We start from the raw sequence: 18731 nt of genomic DNA, 5'->3' as shown, positions 1-18731 counted from the left end.
CTCCAGTCCGGGTAAGGCGCAGCCGCCACCCGGTTTTTTCACCACTCCCACACTTTCGACGGCGTCACCACCGCAGGTAGCGGAACATCCCACTTCTCAACGGGCAAGGCTTCTACAACCTGGCAATCGTGCGCATACCCCACTGGCGTAAAACCATGCTGCTGCCAGTTTTGCAACGTGCGATCGTAAAAACCGCCGCCCATGCCTAATCGCTGACCCTGTTTGTCAAACGCCACCAGCGGGGTCACCAGCAGGTCCAGATCCGCAAGCGGCAGTACGTCGCGTACGTCGAGCTTAGGTTCCTGAATTTTCAGACGGTTTGTCACCAGTTCGCTTTGCGGGTGATAGTGTAAAAACAGGAGATTGCCGGGGCTGAAAGGATGAAGAACCGGCAGATAAACGCGCTTGCCCGCGCGCCAGAGTTGCTCGATCAGCGGCTGTGTGTCGAGTTCGCCATCAAAGGATAAAAACACGGCGACCGTATGCGCCATCACCACCGGAGGATAAGCAAGCATACGGGTAGCGGCGCGCTGACCAGATTCACGTTGATATGATGGCGTCAGGGCGCGGCGGCGTAGCCGAATCATACGGCGAATGTCTTGTCTGGATAAGGAAAGTTCAGAATGTAGCGTCATGGCTGTCGCCAGATTTAAGAAGGGGAATCTCCGAGATGCCGCCGCAGGCTGTAACCCTTGAACCCTTGGTTCAAGGTGAATGTGTCGTCACAGTTTTAAGGCTTCTCGGACGAACCGAGCATGCTCACCAACCGCGGAGCGCCACATTCTTGTGGTATGAAATATCGGCTCAGGGGACTGGCCCGCTTGCAAACATCTCAGAGAAATTTTTTCTTCAAGGTCACTGTACCATAGTCAACCGGGAAGTGTTATTCAAAATTTTGGCCCGTTTTTTCGGTTATGCGACCCTGATCAAGCAGTGCCTGTTCGATGGTCTGTTGTAGCATCCGAATACGCTGCTCCATGCTCGCCGCGTAGTCGCGGGTCTTCGCTTTTTCCTGAGTTAATTCGTAGCTGATGTTCAGTGCGGCAATGAAAACCAGCTGCTCAGTATTTGTGACTCTAGTGCGAACTTTCAGATCTTGCAACCGCTGATTCAGATCGTCCGCAGCCTGATTCAACGCATCCCTTTGTTCAGGCGGGCAATTCACTCGCAGTGAACGGCCAAAAATTTGGATATCGACGGGTTGTGCAGACATGCCACCTTCCTGCTGATTGACTGCGCTGCCTTCGTCTCCAGACCCGGGGTCCGCGAAGGGGCGACACTATAGCTACCCTGGTGTGAAGATACAAGCCCTTTTCTGGTATCACCAGGGTCCAAAGTGGTAGCATATCATGAATATCCTCCCTTTGATGACGAATGCGTATGTCTATACAGAACGAAATGCCTGGTTACAACGAAATGAACCAGTATTTGAACCAACAAGGGGCTGGCCTGACACCAGCCGAAATGCACGGTTTAATCAGCGGGATGATTTGCGGCGGCAACAACGACAGCTCATGGCAGCCGCTGCTTCACGACCTGACGAACGAGGGGCTGGCCTTCGGTCATGAACTGGCTCAGGCGTTGCGCAAAATGCACGCGGCCACCAGCGACGCGCTGGAAGATGACGGCTTCCTTTTTCAGCTTTATCTGCCTGAAGGCGATGACGTGAGCGTCTTCGATCGCGCCGACGCGCTGGCGGGATGGGTCAACCATTTCCTGCTCGGTCTGGGCGTGACGCAGCCTAAACTGGATAAGGTCACCGGCGAAACGGGTGAAGCCATCGACGACTTGCGTAATATCGCGCAACTTGGCTACGACGAAGATGAAGACCAGGAGGAACTGGAAATGTCCCTCGAGGAGATCATAGAGTACGTGCGCGTTGCCGCGCTGCTGTGTCACGACACTTTTACCCGACAGCAGCCGACCGCACCGGAAGTGCGAAAACCGACGCTACACTAAAAAGATAACGAAAACGGAGGCCACGTCATGACACCGCAGGAATACCAACGTCGTCGCCAGGCACTGCTGGCGCAGATGCAGCCAGGCAGCGCCGCGCTGATTTTTGCCGCACCCGAAGTCACCCGCAGCGCAGACAGCGAGTACCCGTATCGCCAGAGCAGCGATTTCTGGTATTTCACCGGTTTTAACGAGCCGGAAGCTGTGCTGGTGCTGATCAAAAGCGACGAAACCCATAACCACAGCGTACTGTTCAATCGCGTGCGCGATCTGACCGCAGAAATCTGGTTTGGTCGTCGTCTGGGGCAGGATGCCGCACCGGAAAAACTGGGTGTCGATCGCGCGCTGGCCTTCAGCGAAATCAATCAGCAACTGTACCAGTTACTTAACGGGCTGGACGTGGTTTATCACGCGCAGGGCGCGTACGCTTATGCCGATGAGATCGTCTTCTCTGCGCTGGAAAAACTGCGCAAAGGGTCGCGGCAGAATCTGAAAGCACCAGCAACCCTGACCGACTGGCGTCCAATGGTGCATGAAATGCGCCTGTTTAAATCAGAAGAAGAGATCGCCTTCATGCGTCGCGCGGGCGAAATCACCGCGCTGGCGCATACCCGGGCGATGGAAAAGTGCCGTCCCGGTATGTTCGAATACCAGCTTGAAGGTGAAATCCATCACGAATTTAACCGCCACGGCGCACGTTATCCTTCTTACAACACCATTGTTGGCAGCGGTGAAAACGGCTGTATTTTGCATTACACCGAAAACGAAAGCGAAATGCGCGACGGCGATCTGGTGCTGATCGATGCGGGATGTGAATACAAAGGTTACGCGGGGGACATCACACGTACTTTCCCGGTGAATGGCAAATTCACCCCGGCCCAGCGTGAAATTTATGACATCGTGCTCGAGTCGCTGGAAACCAGCCTGCGCCTGTTCCGTCCGGGAACGTCCATTCAGGCGGTCACCGGCGAGGTGGTGCGCATTATGATCACCGGACTGGTGAAGCTTGGCATCCTGCATGGCGAGGTGGAGCAATTGATTGCCGACAACGCTCATCGCCCGTTCTTCATGCATGGCCTGAGCCACTGGCTGGGTCTGGATGTGCACGATGTTGGCGAATACGGTCAGGATCGCTCGCGGATTCTGGAACCGGGGATGGTCATCACTGTTGAACCGGGTTTGTATATCGCTCCGGATGCCGATGTGCCTGACGCATACCGTGGCATTGGCATTCGTATTGAAGATGACATCCTGATCACCGAAAACGGCAACGAGAATCTCACCGCCAGCGTCGTGAAAAAAGCGGACGAGATTGAAGCGCTGATGGCGGCGGCGCGTCAGCAATGAGCGTGATTATCGTGGGCGGCGGCATGGTCGGAGCGACGCTGGCGCTGGCTATTTCGCAACTCAGTCATGGGACGCTGCCGGTACATCTGATTGAAGCGACGGCGCCGGAGGCCGATGGCCACCCCGGATTCGACGCCCGGGCGATTGCGCTGGCAGCAGGTACCTGCCAGCAACTGGCGCGAATAGGCGTGTGGCAGGCCATTGCCGACTGCGCGACCGCTATCACAAGCGTTCACGTCAGCGATCGCGGTCATGCCGGATTTGTTACCCTTCATGCTGAGGACTATCGCCTCCCGGCGCTGGGGCAGGTGGTTGAACTGCACGACGTAGGGCTGCGGCTTTTTGCCCTGCTGCGCAAAGCGTCTGGCGTTACGCTGCACTGCCCGGATCGGGTCGCCAGCGTATCGCGCACGGCGGAGCAGGTGAGCGTGACGCTGGAAAACGGTCAGACGGTTACCGGTAGCCTGCTGGTTGCCGCCGACGGCACGCGTTCAGCGCTGGCAAGCGCGTGTGGCGTTGACTGGCAGCAGGAACCGTATGAGCAACTGGCGGTGATAGCGAACGTCGCCACGTCTCTTGCGCATGACGGCCGCGCCTTTGAACGCTTTACCGCGCATGGTCCGCTGGCGATGCTGCCCATGTCTGAAGGCCGCTGTTCGCTGGTGTGGTGTCACCCGCTGGAAAAGCGCGACGAGATTCTGGCCTGGTCAGACGAACGTTTTTGCCGCGAACTGCAGACAGCATTCGGCTGGCGGCTTGGCCGGATCACGCTGGCGGGCAAACGTAATGCTTATCCGCTTGCGTTGACTACGGCGGCGAAAGCGTTTACCCATCGCACCGTACTGGTGGGCAATGCGGCGCAGACGCTGCATCCAATCGCCGGACAAGGGTTTAACCTCGGGCTGCGCGATGTGATGAGTCTTGCTGAAACCCTGACACAGGCGCAGTCTGTGGGGCAGGATATCGGCGATTACAATGTGCTTTCCGCCTATCAGCAGCGCCGCCAGCAAGACCGGAACGCCACGGTCGGCGTGACCGATGGCATGGTGCATCTGTTTGCCAATCGCTGGATACCGCTGGTGGTTGGGCGCAACGTCGGGTTAATGGCTATGGAGCTGTTTCCACCCGCCCGTGACGCTCTGGTGAAGCGCACGCTTGGCTGGGTTGCGCGATAAGTGAACCGCCATCCGGCACGATGCGCGTTAAAATGCCTGAATGAGGGCTTTATCAGGTCTGCAACAGACGAACGACGTTTTTTTGACCAGGAGTAAACAGTGCAAAGTGTTGATGTAGCAATTGTTGGTGGAGGCATGGTTGGCCTGGCTGTCGCCTGTGGTTTACAGGGCAGCGGACTGCGCGTCGCGGTTCTTGAGCAGCGTGAACCGCAGCCTCTGGCAGCGGATGCGGCGCCAGCGCTTCGCGTGTCGGCCATCAACGCCGCCAGTGAAAAACTGCTGAGCCGTCTCGGCGTATGGTCAGAGATCGTTTCCCACCGTGTGAGCTGTTATCACGGAATGGAAGTCTGGGATAAAGACAGCTTTGGCCGTATCACGTTCGATGACAAAAGTATGGGTTACAGCCATCTCGGTCATATCGTCGAGAATGCTGTCATTCACGACGCGCTGTGGCAAAAGGCCCGACAGTCTTCCGATATCACGCTGCTGGCGCCAGCGGAGTTACAACAGGTGGCGTGGGGTGAAAACGAAACCTTCCTGACCCTGAAGGACGGAACGATGCTCACCGCGCGTCTGGTCATTGGCGCCGACGGGGCGCATTCGTGGTTGCGTAATAAAGCGGACATTCCGCTAACCTTCTGGGACTATCGTCACCATGCGCTGGTCGCCACCATTCGTACTGAAGAAGCGCACGGCGCAGTGGCCCGTCAGGTGTTTCACGGCGACGGGATTCTCGCGTTCCTGCCGCTTAGCGATCCGCACCTGTGTTCTATCGTCTGGTCGCTTTCGCCTGAAGAGGCGGAACGGATGCAGCAGGCTGATGAGGCCGCGTTTAACCAGGCGCTGACCATCGCGTTTGATAACTGTCTCGGCCTGTGCCGTGTGGAAAGCGAGCGTCAGGCGTTTCCGCTGACCGGGCGCTATGCGCGTCAGTTTGCTGCGCACCGGCTGGCGCTGGTCGGCGATGCCGCCCATACCATCCACCCGCTGGCCGGTCAGGGCGTGAATCTTGGCTTTATGGATGCCGCAGAACTGATTGAGGAGCTCAAGCGTCTGCATCGTCAGGGCAAAGATATCGGTCAATATCTTTATCTGCGTCGCTACGAGCGCAGCCGCAAGCACAGCGCCGCGCTGATGCTGGCGGGTATGCAGGGTTTCCGCGAACTGTTTGCCGGTGAGAACCCGGCGAAGAAACTGCTGCGGGATATCGGTCTGAAGCTGGCCGATACCCTTCCTGGCGTAAAACCGCAGTTGATTCGTCAGGCGATGGGCCTGAACGATCTTCCCGAATGGCTACGCTGAGAATCGTCCCGATTCACAGAGTTTGAGACCCGTCACACTTCTCTCTCCCGGCGTCTTCGCCGGGGACCTTCGCTCATTTGAAATAAACTAATTTCACCCTCGTTTTCGCATTACTTTTTCTAATGAAAGTGTTTTTACGCTGCGTGATTTTTGATAATTTTTCCGCATTAAATGTTTCATTATGCGGAGAGAGTGCGCAATTTTAAAAATAAAACACAGGCAGAAGGGTGTTTAAGCAGTATTTTATTTCTCTGTGCTGCTGGCGATTTTTTGTCATAAGCTAATGTGATGATTAATTTTGCCTTATGGTTAAGCGTCAGTTTCGGTGGTAAGTTCAGAGTCAAAGAGAACGTTTGCGTCGGGGTCGGGACAGGGCTCCGGCGCCAGGTTTCGTGGTGAATATTGTCACGGCGAAATGGTTGTCAGCCCCGCTTATTCAATGAGGACAAGATGGCTCAACAGACTCCTTTGTACGAACAACACACGCTATGTGGCGCGCGCATGGTCGATTTTCATGGCTGGATGATGCCGCTGCATTATGGTTCTCAGCTTGATGAGCACCATGCGGTCCGCACCGATGCCGGCATGTTCGATGTGTCGCACATGACCATCGTCGATTTGCACGGCAGCCGCACCCGGGAGTTTTTGCGCTATCTGTTGGCGAACGATGTGGCAAAGCTCACCAAAACCGGGAAAGCCTTGTATTCCGGTATGCTTAACGCGTCGGGCGGCGTCATCGATGACCTGATTGTGTATTACTTTACCGAAGATTTCTTCCGCCTCGTTGTCAACTCCGCCACCCGCGAAAAAGACCTCTCCTGGATCTCCCAACACGCCGAACCTTACGCCATTGAGATCACCGTTCGTGATGACCTGTCGCTGATTGCCGTTCAGGGGCCGAACGCGCAGGCGAAAGCCGCCACGTTGTTCACCGACGAACAGCGTCAGGCAGTAGAAGGCATGAAACCGTTTTTCGGCGTCCAGACGGGCGATCTGTTTATCGCAACCACCGGCTACACCGGCGAAGCGGGCTATGAAATTGCGATGCCGAATGAAAAGGCCGCCGATTTCTGGCGGGCGCTGGTCGATGCTGGCGTTAAACCGTGCGGCCTCGGCGCACGCGACACGTTGCGCCTGGAAGCGGGCATGAACCTGTACGGTCAGGAGATGGACGAAGGGATCTCCCCGCTGGCGGCCAATATGGGCTGGACGATCGCCTGGGAACCGGCTGAGCGCGACTTTATTGGTCGTGAAGCGCTGGAGATGCAGCGTGAAAAAGGCGCCGAACAGCTGGTCGGTCTGGTAATGACGGAAAAAGGCGTGCTGCGCACTGCGCTGCCGGTCCGCTTTACCGATGCCCAGGGTAATCAACAAGAAGGCATCATCACCAGCGGTACGTTCTCTCCGACGCTGGGCTACAGCATTGCGCTGGCGCGTGTGCCGGAAGGCATTGGCGAGACGGCGATTGTGCAGATCCGTAACCGTGAAATGCCGGTAAAAGTGACTAAACCTGTTTTTGTGCGCAACGGCAAAGCCGTCGCGTGATTCATCCTTTTCTGGAGATTGATTGATGAGCAACGTACCCGCAGAACTGAAATACAGCAAAGAACACGAATGGCTGCGTAAAGAAGCAGATGGCTCCTACACCGTTGGCATCACTGAACACGCTCAGGAGTTGCTGGGCGATATGGTGTTTGTTGACCTGCCAGAAGTGGGCGCGACGGTCAGCGCAGGCGACGACTGCGCGGTGGCCGAGTCCGTGAAAGCGGCGTCTGACATCTATGCGCCAGTGAGCGGCGAGATTGTGGCCGTCAACGACGCGCTGAGCGACTCTCCGGAGTTGGTCAACAGCGAGCCGTATGCCGCGGGCTGGATCTTTAAGATCAAAGCCAGCGATGAGAGCGAACTGGATTCGCTGCTGGACGCCACGGCGTACGAAGCATTGTTAGAAGACGAGTAAAAACGCTGCATCCTTCACGCTGCAGGCGTGGCTTACCCCGGTCGCTGACTCACCTAAGCGCCTGGGGATCCTCTGCGTCGCCGCCCTCCTGCAACGCGAATGATTCTGCATATTCGTTTTATATGCCCAGGCCCGGTAAGCGTATCGCCACCGGGCAATTGAGTTAAAGACAATCACGATTCACTGCACGTTTCAGGAACCATCGCCCATGACACAGACGTTAAGCCAGCTTGAAAACAGCGGCGCTTTCATTGAACGCCATATCGGACCGGACGCCGCGCAGCAGCAAGAAATGCTGAATACGGTTGGCGCCGAGTCGTTAAATGCGCTGATCGGCCAGATTGTGCCGAAAGATATTCAGCTTGCCACACCGCCGCAGGTGGGCGAGGCGGCGACAGAATATGCAGCGCTGGCTGAATTAAAAGCCATCGCCGGACGTAACAAGCGCTTCACCTCCTTCATTGGTATGGGTTACACCGCCGTGCAGTTACCGCCGGTGATCCTGCGCAATATGCTGGAAAACCCGGGCTGGTACACCGCTTACACGCCATACCAGCCGGAAGTGTCTCAGGGCCGTCTGGAAGCGCTGCTCAACTTCCAGCAGGTAACGCTGGATTTGACCGGTCTGGATATGGCGTCTGCCTCGCTGCTCGATGAAGCGACTGCCGCAGCAGAAGCCATGGCGATGGCGAAGCGGGTGAGCAAACTGAAGAACGCCAACCGTTTCTTCGTCGCCGCTGACGTCCATCCGCAAACGCTGGATGTCGTGCGGACGCGTGCGGAAACCTTCGGTTTTGACGTGATTGTCGATGACGCCGAAAAAGTGCTGGATCATCAGGACGTCTTTGGCGTGCTGTTGCAGCAGGTCGGCACCACCGGCGAAGTGCACGATTACCGCGCGCTGATTAGCGAACTGAAGGGGCGGAAGGTGATTGTCAGCGTCGCGGCCGATTTTATGGCGCTGGTGCTGTTGACGGCGCCGGGCAAACAGGGCGCGGACATTGTGTTCGGCTCCGCCCAGCGCTTTGGCGTGCCGATGGGCTACGGCGGTCCTCACGCGGCCTTCTTTGCGGCAAAAGATGAATTTAAACGCTCCATGCCGGGCCGAATCATTGGCGTATCGAAAGATGCGGCGGGTAACACCGCGCTGCGCATGGCGATGCAGACGCGCGAACAGCACATCCGTCGTGAAAAAGCCAACTCCAACATCTGTACCTCACAGGTGCTGCTGGCGAATATTGCCAGCCTGTATGCGGTATATCACGGTCCGGTTGGCCTGAAACGTATCGCAAATCGTATTCACCGCCTGACGGATATTCTGGCGGCAGGTTTGCAGCAAAAAGGGCTGAAACTGCGTCATGCGCACTACTTCGATACCCTGTGTGTGGAAGTGGCAGATAAAGCCGCGGTGCTGGCGCGTGCGGAAGCCGCAGAATTTAATCTGCGCAGCGATATCATCAGCGCAGTGGGCATTACTCTGGATGAAACCACAACCCGTGAACACGTAGAGCAACTTTTTACCGTCCTGCTCGGCGACGATCACGGTCTGAACGTAGACGCACTGGACAAAGACGTCGCCCATGACAGCCGCTCTGTTCAGCAAAGTATGCTGCGTGACGACGCGATCCTGAGTCATCCGGTATTTAACCGCTATCACAGCGAAACCGAAATGATGCGCTACATGCACTCGCTTGAGCGCAAAGATCTGGCGCTGAATCAGGCGATGATCCCGCTGGGCTCCTGCACGATGAAGCTGAACGCGGCGGCAGAGATGATCCCGATCACCTGGCCGGAATTCGCTGAACTGCATCCGTTCTGTCCACCGGAGCAGGCGGAAGGTTACCAGCAGATGATCGGCCAGCTTGCCGACTGGCTGGTGAAACTGACCGGCTACGACGCCGTTTGCATGCAACCAAACTCCGGCGCGCAGGGGGAATATGCTGGTCTGCTGGCGATTCGTCATTACCATGAAAGCCGTAACGAAGGGCATCGTGATATTTGCCTGATCCCGGCCTCCGCCCACGGTACTAACCCGGCCTCTGCACAAATGGCAGGGATGCAGGTTGTGGTTGTCGCTTGCGACAAGAACGGTAACATCGATCTTGCCGATCTGCGCGCGAAGGCAGAGCAGGCGGGCGAAAATCTCTCCTGCATCATGGTGACCTACCCCTCCACCCACGGCGTGTATGAAGAGACGATCCGTGAAGTGTGCGAGATCGTTCATCAGTATGGCGGTCAGGTATACCTTGACGGGGCGAATATGAACGCTCAGGTTGGCATTACCTCGCCAGGCTTTATCGGCGCGGATGTTTCGCACCTTAACCTGCATAAAACCTTCTGTATTCCGCACGGCGGCGGCGGTCCGGGCATGGGGCCGATTGGCGTGAAAGCGCACCTGGCGCCGTTTGTGCCGGGCCACAGCGTGGTACAGATTGAAGGAATGCTGACTCGTCAGGGCGCGGTTTCCGCCGCACCGTTTGGCAGTGCGTCTATTCTGCCGATCAGCTGGATGTACATCCGGATGATGGGCGCGGAGGGCTTAAAGCAGGCAAGCCAGGTGGCGATTCTCAATGCCAACTATATCGCCAGCCGTCTGAAAGACGCGTTCCCGGTGCTGTATACCGGCCGCGACGGTCGCGTGGCGCACGAATGTATTCTCGACATTCGTCCACTGAAAGAAGAGACGGGCATCAGCGAACTGGATATTGCCAAGCGCCTGATCGACTACGGCTTCCATGCGCCGACCATGTCGTTCCCGGTAGCGGGCACGTTGATGGTGGAACCAACGGAATCTGAAAGCAAGGTCGAGCTGGATCGCTTTATCAATGCGATGCTGGCGATTCGTGCGGAGATCGATCGCGTGAAAGCGGGTGAGTGGTCGCTGGACGATAACCCGCTGGTGAACGCGCCGCATACCCAGAACGAGCTGGTGGCAGAATGGCATCACAGCTACAGCCGCGAAGTCGCGGTGTTCCCGACGGGGGTGGCGAATAAGTATTGGCCGATCGTGAAGCGTCTTGATGATGTTTACGGCGACCGTAACCTGTTCTGCTCCTGCGTACCGATGAGCGAATACCAGTAATCATTCCGCTGTGTCAGTGACATTGTAGGCCGGGTGAGCGTCACTGCCGCTCGGCTTTTTTGTGGGGGAAAGAGTATGGGAATTGCACTGGTCACCGGCGCCAGCCGGGGAATTGGCAGGGCCACCGCGCTGAAACTGGCGTGCGAAGGTTATACCGTCGCCGTGAATTTTCATCATAATATCCGCGCGGCAACCGAGGTCGTGCAGGCGATAACGGCCGCGGGCGGCAAGGCTTTTGCCCTGCGCGCTGACATTAGCGACGAGGCGCAGGTCGTGGCGATGTTCGCCGCTATCGATAGTGAAAACGAGCCGCTAACCGCGCTGGTCAATAATGCAGGTATCCTGTTTGAACAAAGCACGGTTGAGTATCTGACCGCTGAGCGGATCAACCGCGTGCTGGCAACTAACGTGACGGGGTATTTTCTCTGCTGTCGTGAAGCGGTTAAACGCATGTCGTTCAGGCACGGAGGTAAAGGCGGGGCGATTGTGAATGTGTCCTCTGCGGCGTCACGGTTAGGTGCGCCGGGGGAATATGTGGATTATGCGGCGTCAAAAGGCGCCGTCGATTCCCTTACGACGGGATTATCACTGGAAGTGGCGGCGCAGGGCATCCGCGTCAACTGCGTTCGTCCTGGACTGATTTATACCGATATTCATGCTTCCGGCGGCGAGCCCGGGCGGGTGGATCGGGTGAAGTCAATGCTGCCAATGCAGCGCGGCGGCCAGCCGGAAGAGGTGGCGCAGGCGATCGTCTGGCTATTAAGTGAGAAGGCGTCATACGTGACGGGGAGTTTTCTGGAACTGGCCGGAGGGAAGTAAGTCCCACCGCGGCCCTGTCCAGGCCGGGTCAGGCGAAGCCGCCACCCGGCGTAAAGGATTAAAGCTCCTCGCCGTTACTGGCAATCACTTTTTTATACCACTCAAAACTTTTTTTGCGTGAGCGTGACATATCGCCGGTACCGTCGTCGTGTTTGTTGACGTAAATAAAGCCGTAGCGCTTACTGTACTGACCCGTTGTGAACGAGACGCAGTCGATGCAGCCCCACGGGGTGTAACCCATCAGATCCACGCCATCGTAAGTTACCGCTTTGATCATTTCCGCGATGTGGGCGCGCAGGTAGTCGATGCGATAGTCGTCATGAATGCTGCCGTCTTCCTCGACTTTATCGTAAGCGCCAAAGCCGTTTTCGACGATAAACAACGGTTTCTGATAGCGCTCGTACAGTTCGCAGAGGGAATAACGCAGACCCACCGGATCGATCTGCCAACCCCAGTCAGAGGCTTTCACGTGCGGGTTCGGCACGCTGCCTTCAAAGCCGGAAATGGCGTCGCCGCTGCCGCCTTCCGCTTTCACCGCGTTGGTCATATAGTAGCTGAAGCCTAAATAGTCGCAGGTGCCTTCACGTAAAATGTCCGTGTCGCCTTCTTCCATGTGAATGGTAAAGCCGCGGCGCGCCCATTCGTTCAGCACGTAAGAAGGATAATATCCGCGTAATTGGACATCGGTGAAAACATAGCGCTCACGCATCGACTCCTGAGCGAACATCACATCTTCCGGCTTACAGGAGAAGGGATACAGCGCCACCATGGCCAGCATACAGCCGACCTTCATTTCCGGGTTGATGCGCCGCGCCGCTTTCACCGCCAGCGCACTGGCGACAAACTGATGATGCAACACCTGATAGAGGGTTTCTTCCGGATTGTCATGCTCGGTATATACCACGCCGGAGCAACAGTAGCCAAACAGCGGCGCGCGCCAGTTACGCTGGTTGTTGATCTCGTTGAAGGTCATCCAGTATTTGACCTTGTGCTTGTAGCGTTCAAACACCACTTCAGCGAAACGAACAAAGAAATCGACCACCTTACGGTTCGTCCAGCCACCGTATTGCTCTACCAGATGCAGCGGCATTTCAAAGTGGGAGAGGGTGATGACCGGTTCAATGTTGTGCTTAAGCAACTCATCGAACATGTCATCGTAAAACTTCAGCCCCTCTTCATTGGGTTGCGTTTCATCGCCCTGTGGAAAAATGCGCGTCCAGGCAATCGATGTGCGAAAACATTTGAAGCCCATTTCGGCAAACAGTTTGATGTCTTCTTTATAGTGACCATAGAAGTCCACCGCGTCGTGATTCGGGTAGTATTTGCCCGGCACCACTTCCCGGGTGATTTCACGCGGTACGCCGTGCGCGCCGCCAGTCAGCACATCACAAATGCTCGGTCCTTTGCCGCCTTTATTCCAGCCGCCTTCCACCTGATGCGCTGCGACTGCGCCGCCCCATAAAAAATCTTTCGGTAAGGTGAGTGTGTTCATCGTCAGGTTATCTCAAATTCATACAAACGGATTTGAGTCTAACAAAGGGAAGGTAAATGTCACGATATAACAAAATAGCGTAGCGGTAATTTGTTACCACCAAAAAACACCCTGTTTTTACGCTAATTTTTTTGCCAGCTTGCGACCAAGCGTCTCAAGAATATAAATCACCGGAATTTGCGTAGTAATATCGTATACGCCGCCAATACGGGTTTGCGGGACGTGCCAGGAGAGATTAAAGTCGGCCAGTTTTGCCAGGCGCGAATGTTCATGGCTGGTGACCGACAGGACCTTACACTTATGCAGGCTGAACTGGCTGGCAAAACGCAGGATCTCCTCGGTTTCGCCCGAAACTGAAAGCACAATCGCCAGCGCATTACGCGCCATATCGTTAGTGACCGGAAAATAAGGGTCGTCAATATGGTTACTGAATTTACCCACATTCGAGAAAAAACGCGCGCCGTATTTCGCTAAGGCGCCGGATGTCCCTGCACCGACAAATATAATGCGTTCAGAAGACAATATTATCTCGACGGCCCGATCGAGTAACTGATCAAATTCATCATTATTTACGCCTTTAAAGAAACTAATGATTTCGCTGGCGCCAAAATTTGTCTGTTGCGGTTCATTTTGCTCTACATATAATTTAAAACGTACGCGAAATTCTGAGTAGCCTTCGCAACTGAGTTTGCGGCAGAAGCGTAACACGGTGGTGGTGGAAACCCCTGCCGCGTCGGCCAGCTCGCGGATGGTCATGTAGATCACTTTGTCACGGTTTTTAATGACATAGTTGTAGACCAACATCTCGATATTGTTGAGACTGGCGACGGCGGCGTGGGAGAACATACTCACAATGGCAAAACTCACTCATCTGACTTGATCTTCAGGAAATAATAACATGCAGTCCAATGACATCACTTTTTTTCAGCGCTTCCAGGACGATATTCTGGCAGGCCGGAAAACCATCACCATTCGCGATGCTTCTGAAGCGCACTTTAAAGCAGGCGATGTTCTGCGGGTGGGGCGTTATGAAGATGATGGTTATTTTTGCACGATTAACGTGGTGGGGACGTCGACAGTGACGCTGGACACGCTGACGGAAGAACATGCACGACAGGAAAATATGACGCTTGATGAGCTAAAGCAGGTAATCGCTGACATTTACCCGAATGAGAAGCAGTTTTATGTAATTGATTTTAAATGTGTTTGATTTTACCGAACAGCTGTAAGTTGAAATGGTAAATTCAAGTCATTGATATTGAATGATTAAATTTAAAAGTGGAAATATTTTAGCTAACAGGTGTTCACTGGAACTATTCTCAGTTACGCTAGAGGAGCAATCACGAATAAGTTCGTTTCTCCGGAGTAAGCTATGGTTCAAAAGCCATTAATCGCACAGGGATATTCACTGGCAGAGGAAATCGCCAACAGCATCAGTCATGGTATTGGGCTGGTGTTTGGTATTGTCGGCCTGGTGCTGTTACTGGTTCAGGCGGTGGATATGAACGCCAGCGCCACGGCGATTACCAGCTACAGTCTGTATGGCGGCAGTATGATTCTGCTGTTTCTGGCCTCCACGTTGTATCACGCCATCCCACATCAGCGCGCCAAAGTGTGGCTGAAGAAATTCGACCACTGCGCGATCTATCTGTTGATTGCAGGTACTTATACGCCGTTTTTGCTGGTGGGACTGGACTCACCGCTGGCGCGTGGTCTGATGATTGTGATCTGGAGTCTGGCGCTGCTGGGCATTTTGTTCAAGCTGACAATTGCGCACCGGTTTAAGGTGCTGTCGCTGGTGACCTATCTGACGATGGGCTGGCTGTCGTTGATTGTCGTGTATCAACTGGCGATCAAGCTGGCGGCAGGCGGTGTGACGTTGTTGGCAGTCGGCGGCGTGGTCTACTCGCTGGGCGTTATTTTCTACGTATGTAAGCGCATACCTTATAACCATGCCATCTGGCACGGCTTTGTACTCGGCGGCAGCGTCTGCCATTTCCTCGCGATTTATCTGTACGTCGGTCAGGCGTAGTTTGTATGCCGGATATCGGTGAGCGCCTCATCCGGCTTCTAACCGAGCGGTAGGTCTGGTAAGCGCAGCGCCGTCAGACGCCGCGCCACTGGGTCGGTTTTTACTCCTCCAGCGAATAGGGCAGCGGTTCGATGTGTAGCGTATTGGCATCGTCACGAACGCGGAATACGCTGTCAGCTTCCATGTCGTTGTTCATCACCACCTGCACCAACAGCTGACCATCGTCGAGCTGCGCCGCGGCGAGCACTGTGCCGGTGCGGCGCCAGTTCTCACCCATCTGCAATTCCAGATCGTCACCCGCTTCCGGGGCCCGGCTGGCTTTACCGGCCAGATACCACAGCGCGCGCTTATTGGCGCCGCGGAATTTCGCCCGGGCGACCATTTCCTGGCCGGTATAGCAGCCTTTTTTAAAGCTGATGCCGCCCAGCGCCTGAATGTTAGTAGCCTGCGGAATAAACTGCGCGCTGTTTGCCGCGTCAATGACCGGAATACCGGCTTCGATATCCAGCGCCAGCCATTGTTGGCTGTTGTTCAGTTCTGCTTCGCCGCGCAATTTTTCGCTGACGGCTTCCGCGGTTGCGGCATCGGTGATCAACAGAAAACGCTCTGCCGGATGTTCAAACCATAACAGCGTGGTAACGCCATCACGAGCAACCGGCTTTTCGGCGTCCGGCAGTACGCTGAAACTGTTCGCCAGCGCCGCACGCGCCTGAAAACCAGCAACGCCGAGCAGTACGCGCTCGTCATCCGGCGCGATAACCACTTTCGAGAACACGGCATATTTTTTCAGTTCGGTGAGCTGAGCGTCACGCAGACTGCGGCGCTCAATCCAGGCGAAACCGTCGTTGTCACGGAACAAGCGCAAGTTGCTCCACATTTTGCCTTTAGCATCGCAATGCGCCGCCAGAACATGCTGGTGTTCATCCAGTTGGCTCACGTCGGCAGTGACCTGACCCTGGATATATTTTTCGCTGTCGGCGCCGGTAATGGTAGCCAGCGCCCAGTCATCAAGCGTCATCAGCGTCAGCGGCAAACGCGCGGAGGCTGACGGCTGACGGGGAGGAAATGGAGTAAATGCCATAATAATGTCCTGATTTGCTTAACGCAGTAATAATGACTAATGGTAAAAGAGCCAGTGCCTAATGCAAGCGCTTTACTCATCCCATTTGTGCCTTATTTTTCGCATTGCGAGGCGTCATCCAGAAACAATGAACCCATTGTCTCTTTGTGGTTTTAATTAGCGATCGTGCTTCCGAATACTGATATTCCCGTAAATTATGATGAAAAACACGTTACAATAGCCGGGTCGTTCATTTTCGTAAGACAGGAAGAAGAACATGGATATTAACAACAAAGCACGTATTCACTGGGCATGCCGTCGCGGTATGCGTGAACTCGATATTTCCATCATGCCGTTTTTCGAACATGAATACGATACGTTAAGCGATGATGAAAAACGCATTTTTGTCCGTCTGCTGGAATGCGACGATCCCGATTTATTCAACTGGTTAATGAACCACGGTAAACCAGCGGATGTTGAGCTGGAACAGATGGTACGACTCATCCAGACACGGAATCGGGATCGTGGTCCTGTGGCAATCTGATCTCCGCGTCTCGTGGCGCGCGCAGTGGTTGTCGCTGCTCCTGCATGGGCTGGTGGCCGCGGCGATTTTGTTAATGCCCTGGCCGCTGAGCTACACCCCGCTGTGGATGATTTTACTGTCGCTGGTGGTGTTTGACTGCGTCCGCAGTCAGCGTCGAATAAACGCCTGTCAGGGCGAGGTGAAACTGCTAATGGACGGTCGGCTTCGATGGCAAGGGCGTGAATGGACAATCGTCAGCGCGCCCTGGATCATCAAAACCGGCATGATGTTGCGCCTGCGTTCAGAAAGCGGGAAGCGCCAGCATTTGTGGCTTGCAGCGGACAGCATGGATGAAGCGGAGTGGCGGGATTTATGTCGGCTGATGCTGCAACAGTCAATGCAACGGTAACGCTGACGGACAGGCAGAACCCTGTGCCGTCAGACTGAGGCCATTCAGGCGTAGTGTTCCGCCATCTCGCCGAGAATTTGCTCACACCAGGTCTGGATCCGTTCGTCGCTAAGGTCGTACTGGTTGGTTTCATCCAGCGCCAGACCGACAAACAGCTGACCATCGGCAATAACCGGTTTTGGGCTGGTGAACTCATAACCTTCGGTAGGCCAGTAGCCGACGAATTTTACGCCTTTGGTCGCCAGCTTGTCATGCAGCATGCCCAGCGCGTCAAGGAACCATTCGCCGTAGCCTAACTGGTCGCCCATCCCGTAGAGCGCGACAATTTTGCCTTCGAGGTTGAGTGTGTCCAGTTGATCCCAGACGGCTTCCCAGTCCTCCTGAATTTCGCCAAAATCCCAGGTAGGAATACCGAGGATTAACACGTCGTACTGCTCCATCAGGGCAGGCGCGTCGTCTTTCAGGTTATGAAGGGTGACCAGTTCCGGGCCGATGATGTCACGAATTTTCTCCGCGGCCATCTCGGTGTAGCAGGTGCTGGAACCGTAAAAAAGACCCATATTCATCGCGTAAACATCTCAATATTTGCTTTGATTTTAGGCGTAGTGTACCAGAACCCATACCATTGAGTCATAATGGCGGCTTGCAAAATCAAAGAGGCTGATGTGGAAAAGGATCTCGCGCGCATTGAACACTTTCTTGATGCGCTGTGGCTGGAGAAAAATCTGGCGGAAAATACCCTGAGCGCCTATCGTCGCGATCTCACTATGCTGGTGGAGTGGCTGGCGCACCGTAACGCGTCGCTGGAAACCGCTCAGAGCGACGATCTGCAGGCGCTGCTGGCCGAGCGGATGGACGGTGGCTATAAAGCGACCAGTACGGCGCGACTGCTGAGCGCCGTGCGTCGTCTGTTCCAGTATCTGTATCGGGAAAAGATTCGCGCAGACGATCCGAGCGCGGCGCTGGCATCGCCCAAACTTCCGCAGCGCTTGCCGAAGGATCTTAGCGAAGCGCAAGTTGAGAGATTATTACAGTCGCCGGTGGTTGACCAACCGCTGGAGTTACGCGATAAAGCGATGCTCGAGATTCTGTATGCCACCGGATTGCGTGTTTCTGAACTTGTGGGGCTGACAATGAGTGACATCAGCCTGCGTCAGGGGGTGGTCCGCGTGATTGGCAAAGGCAACAAAGAACGCCTCGTTCCTTTGGGCGAGGAAGCGGTGTACTGGCTGGAGACTTACCTTGAACATGGGCGTCCATGGCTGCTTAACGGCGCCTCCATTGACGTATTGTTTCCCAGCCAGCGCGCGCAGCAGATGACGCGCCAGACCTTCTGGCACCGCATTAAACATTATGCCGTGCTGGCGGGGATCGACAGCGAGAAACTGTCGCCGCACGTTTTGCGTCACGCATTTGCCACGCATTTGCTCAATCATGGCGCTGACTTACGCGTGGTGCAGATGCTGCTGGGACACAGCGACCTCTCCACCACACAGATTTATACTCACGTCGCGACCGAGCGCTTGCGTCAACTTCATCAACAGCATCACCCCAGAGCGTGATGGCTGAAAGAA

19 protein-coding genes and 1 other RNA gene are annotated in these 18731 nt (G+C 55.3%); 13 read left to right on the top strand and 7 right to left on the bottom strand.

Going from position 1 to position 18731, the window contains the following annotated elements:
- Window positions 1-38 precede the first annotated feature (38 nt).
- From APU02_RS05430 to zapA, 3 genes are all read right to left on the bottom strand, one after another.
- Window positions 39-635, bottom strand: coding sequence for a 5-formyltetrahydrofolate cyclo-ligase (locus APU02_RS05430; RefSeq protein ID WP_060569478.1), 597 nt, complete (start codon window positions 633-635; stop codon window positions 39-41).
- 23 nt (window positions 636-658) lie between these two features.
- Window positions 659-842: non-coding RNA, 6S RNA (gene ssrS, locus APU02_RS05425), on the bottom strand.
- A gap of 41 nt (window positions 843-883) precedes the next feature.
- Window positions 884-1213 (bottom strand): cell division protein ZapA, encoded by a 330-nt coding sequence (gene zapA / locus APU02_RS05420; protein ID WP_006686880.1) that lies wholly within the window; start codon window positions 1211-1213, stop codon window positions 884-886.
- A 167-nt stretch (window positions 1214-1380) separates the two neighbouring features.
- Between zapA and ygfB the strand changes: the two genes are divergently transcribed.
- From ygfB to APU02_RS05380, 8 genes are all read left to right on the top strand, one after another.
- On the top strand, window positions 1381-1959 hold the full coding sequence (gene ygfB, locus APU02_RS05415; protein WP_131729030.1) for a UPF0149 family protein YgfB: 579 nt from the start codon (window positions 1381-1383) through the stop codon (window positions 1957-1959).
- 27 nt (window positions 1960-1986) lie between these two features.
- A complete protein-coding gene (pepP, locus tag APU02_RS05410; protein WP_060569477.1) occupies window positions 1987-3303 on the top strand; it encodes a Xaa-Pro aminopeptidase in 1317 nt (438 codons plus the stop codon).
- Entirely contained in the window at window positions 3300-4478 is a 1179-nt protein-coding gene (gene ubiH, locus APU02_RS05405) for a 2-octaprenyl-6-methoxyphenyl hydroxylase (protein WP_060569476.1), read from the top strand. The genes pepP and ubiH overlap by 4 nt, the downstream gene beginning before the upstream one ends.
- A gap of 99 nt (window positions 4479-4577) precedes the next feature.
- The gene (gene ubiI / locus APU02_RS05400; RefSeq protein WP_060569475.1) at window positions 4578-5780 is read left to right on the top strand and encodes an FAD-dependent 2-octaprenylphenol hydroxylase; all 1203 of its coding nucleotides are present in this window, start codon (window positions 4578-4580) and stop codon (window positions 5778-5780) included.
- Window positions 5781-6230: 450 nt separating this feature from the next.
- Window positions 6231-7325: a glycine cleavage system aminomethyltransferase GcvT gene (gene gcvT / locus APU02_RS05395; protein ID WP_042292164.1), complete on the top strand. Its 1095-nt coding sequence runs from the start codon at window positions 6231-6233 to the stop codon at window positions 7323-7325.
- 25 nt (window positions 7326-7350) lie between these two features.
- A complete protein-coding gene (gene gcvH / locus APU02_RS05390; protein ID WP_042292161.1) occupies window positions 7351-7740 on the top strand; it encodes a glycine cleavage system protein GcvH in 390 nt (129 codons plus the stop codon).
- A gap of 208 nt (window positions 7741-7948) precedes the next feature.
- Window positions 7949-10822 carry an aminomethyl-transferring glycine dehydrogenase gene (gcvP, locus tag APU02_RS05385; protein WP_060569474.1) on the top strand — a complete coding sequence of 958 codons (2874 nt, stop codon included), beginning with the start codon at window positions 7949-7951 and terminating at the stop codon, window positions 10820-10822.
- 75 nt (window positions 10823-10897) lie between these two features.
- Entirely contained in the window at window positions 10898-11641 is a 744-nt protein-coding gene (locus APU02_RS05380; protein ID WP_060569473.1) for an SDR family oxidoreductase, read from the top strand.
- Between the two features lie 58 nt (window positions 11642-11699).
- Here APU02_RS05380 and APU02_RS05375 read toward each other — a convergent pair whose 3' ends face one another.
- On the bottom strand, window positions 11700-13133 hold the full coding sequence (locus APU02_RS05375) for a 6-phospho-beta-glucosidase (RefSeq protein WP_060569472.1): 1434 nt from the start codon (window positions 13131-13133) through the stop codon (window positions 11700-11702).
- 117 nt (window positions 13134-13250) lie between these two features.
- Complete coding sequence (locus APU02_RS05370; protein ID WP_060569471.1) at window positions 13251-13979, bottom strand: MurR/RpiR family transcriptional regulator; 729 nt, start codon at window positions 13977-13979, stop codon at window positions 13251-13253.
- Window positions 13980-14031: 52 nt separating this feature from the next.
- Between APU02_RS05370 and yqfB the strand changes: the two genes are divergently transcribed.
- The gene (yqfB, locus tag APU02_RS05365; protein WP_042292149.1) at window positions 14032-14343 is read left to right on the top strand and encodes a N(4)-acetylcytidine aminohydrolase; all 312 of its coding nucleotides are present in this window, start codon (window positions 14032-14034) and stop codon (window positions 14341-14343) included.
- A gap of 162 nt (window positions 14344-14505) precedes the next feature.
- Window positions 14506-15165: a hemolysin III family protein gene (locus tag APU02_RS05360; protein WP_060569470.1), complete on the top strand. Its 660-nt coding sequence runs from the start codon at window positions 14506-14508 to the stop codon at window positions 15163-15165.
- A 100-nt stretch (window positions 15166-15265) separates the two neighbouring features.
- On the opposite strand, the gene ygfZ is transcribed toward APU02_RS05360, so the two are convergent.
- Window positions 15266-16246, bottom strand: coding sequence for a tRNA-modifying protein YgfZ (gene ygfZ / locus APU02_RS05355; protein ID WP_060569469.1), 981 nt, complete (start codon window positions 16244-16246; stop codon window positions 15266-15268).
- Between the two features lie 256 nt (window positions 16247-16502).
- On the opposite strand from ygfZ, the gene sdhE reads away from it, so the two are divergent.
- Window positions 16503-16769, top strand: a complete 267-nt coding sequence (sdhE, locus tag APU02_RS05350; protein ID WP_042292140.1) for an FAD assembly factor SdhE — start codon at window positions 16503-16505, stop codon at window positions 16767-16769.
- Window positions 16750-17157: a protein YgfX gene (locus APU02_RS05345; RefSeq protein WP_042292137.1), complete on the top strand. Its 408-nt coding sequence runs from the start codon at window positions 16750-16752 to the stop codon at window positions 17155-17157. The genes sdhE and APU02_RS05345 overlap by 20 nt, the downstream gene beginning before the upstream one ends.
- A 44-nt stretch (window positions 17158-17201) precedes the next feature.
- Here APU02_RS05345 and fldB read toward each other — a convergent pair whose 3' ends face one another.
- On the bottom strand, window positions 17202-17723 hold the full coding sequence (gene fldB, locus APU02_RS05340) for a flavodoxin FldB (RefSeq protein WP_042292135.1): 522 nt from the start codon (window positions 17721-17723) through the stop codon (window positions 17202-17204).
- 99 nt (window positions 17724-17822) lie between these two features.
- Here fldB and xerD point away from each other — a divergent pair, with 99 nt between their 5' ends.
- Window positions 17823-18719 carry a site-specific tyrosine recombinase XerD gene (gene xerD, locus APU02_RS05335; protein ID WP_042292373.1) on the top strand — a complete coding sequence of 299 codons (897 nt, stop codon included), beginning with the start codon at window positions 17823-17825 and terminating at the stop codon, window positions 18717-18719.
- Window positions 18720-18731 lie beyond the last annotated feature (12 nt).

The organism is Citrobacter sp. 50677481, assembly GCF_001463265.1.
In the GTDB taxonomy this organism is placed as follows: Bacteria; Pseudomonadota; Gammaproteobacteria; order Enterobacterales; family Enterobacteriaceae; genus Citrobacter_A; species Citrobacter_A sedlakii.
This window is presented reverse-complemented; position numbering and strand designations above follow the sequence as displayed.

Excerpts from the sequence above, each read along its gene's own strand:
- gcvP (WP_060569474.1), top strand. The coding sequence starts at position 7,949 with ATGACACAGACGTTAAGCCAGCTTGAAAACAGCGGCGCTTTCATTGAA.
- ubiH (WP_060569476.1), top strand. The coding sequence starts at position 3,300 with ATGAGCGTGATTATCGTGGGCGGCGGCATGGTCGGAGCGACGCTGGCG.
- gcvH (WP_042292161.1), top strand. The coding sequence starts at position 7,351 with ATGAGCAACGTACCCGCAGAACTGAAATACAGCAAAGAACACGAATGG.
- ygfZ (WP_060569469.1), bottom strand. The coding sequence starts at position 16,246 with ATGGCATTTACTCCATTTCCTCCCCGTCAGCCGTCAGCCTCCGCGCGT.
- yqfB (WP_042292149.1), top strand. The coding sequence starts at position 14,032 with ATGCAGTCCAATGACATCACTTTTTTTCAGCGCTTCCAGGACGATATT.
- fldB (WP_042292135.1), bottom strand. The coding sequence starts at position 17,723 with ATGAATATGGGTCTTTTTTACGGTTCCAGCACCTGCTACACCGAGATG.
- APU02_RS05375 (WP_060569472.1), bottom strand. The coding sequence starts at position 13,133 with ATGAACACACTCACCTTACCGAAAGATTTTTTATGGGGCGGCGCAGTC.
- APU02_RS05370 (WP_060569471.1), bottom strand. The coding sequence starts at position 13,979 with ATGTTCTCCCACGCCGCCGTCGCCAGTCTCAACAATATCGAGATGTTG.
- APU02_RS05430 (WP_060569478.1), bottom strand. The coding sequence starts at position 635 with ATGACGCTACATTCTGAACTTTCCTTATCCAGACAAGACATTCGCCGT.
- gcvT (WP_042292164.1), top strand. The coding sequence starts at position 6,231 with ATGGCTCAACAGACTCCTTTGTACGAACAACACACGCTATGTGGCGCG.
- sdhE (WP_042292140.1), top strand. The coding sequence starts at position 16,503 with ATGGATATTAACAACAAAGCACGTATTCACTGGGCATGCCGTCGCGGT.
- ygfB (WP_131729030.1), top strand. The coding sequence starts at position 1,381 with ATGTCTATACAGAACGAAATGCCTGGTTACAACGAAATGAACCAGTAT.
- APU02_RS05360 (WP_060569470.1), top strand. The coding sequence starts at position 14,506 with ATGGTTCAAAAGCCATTAATCGCACAGGGATATTCACTGGCAGAGGAA.
- pepP (WP_060569477.1), top strand. The coding sequence starts at position 1,987 with ATGACACCGCAGGAATACCAACGTCGTCGCCAGGCACTGCTGGCGCAG.
- zapA (WP_006686880.1), bottom strand. The coding sequence starts at position 1,213 with ATGTCTGCACAACCCGTCGATATCCAAATTTTTGGCCGTTCACTGCGA.
- APU02_RS05380 (WP_060569473.1), top strand. The coding sequence starts at position 10,898 with ATGGGAATTGCACTGGTCACCGGCGCCAGCCGGGGAATTGGCAGGGCC.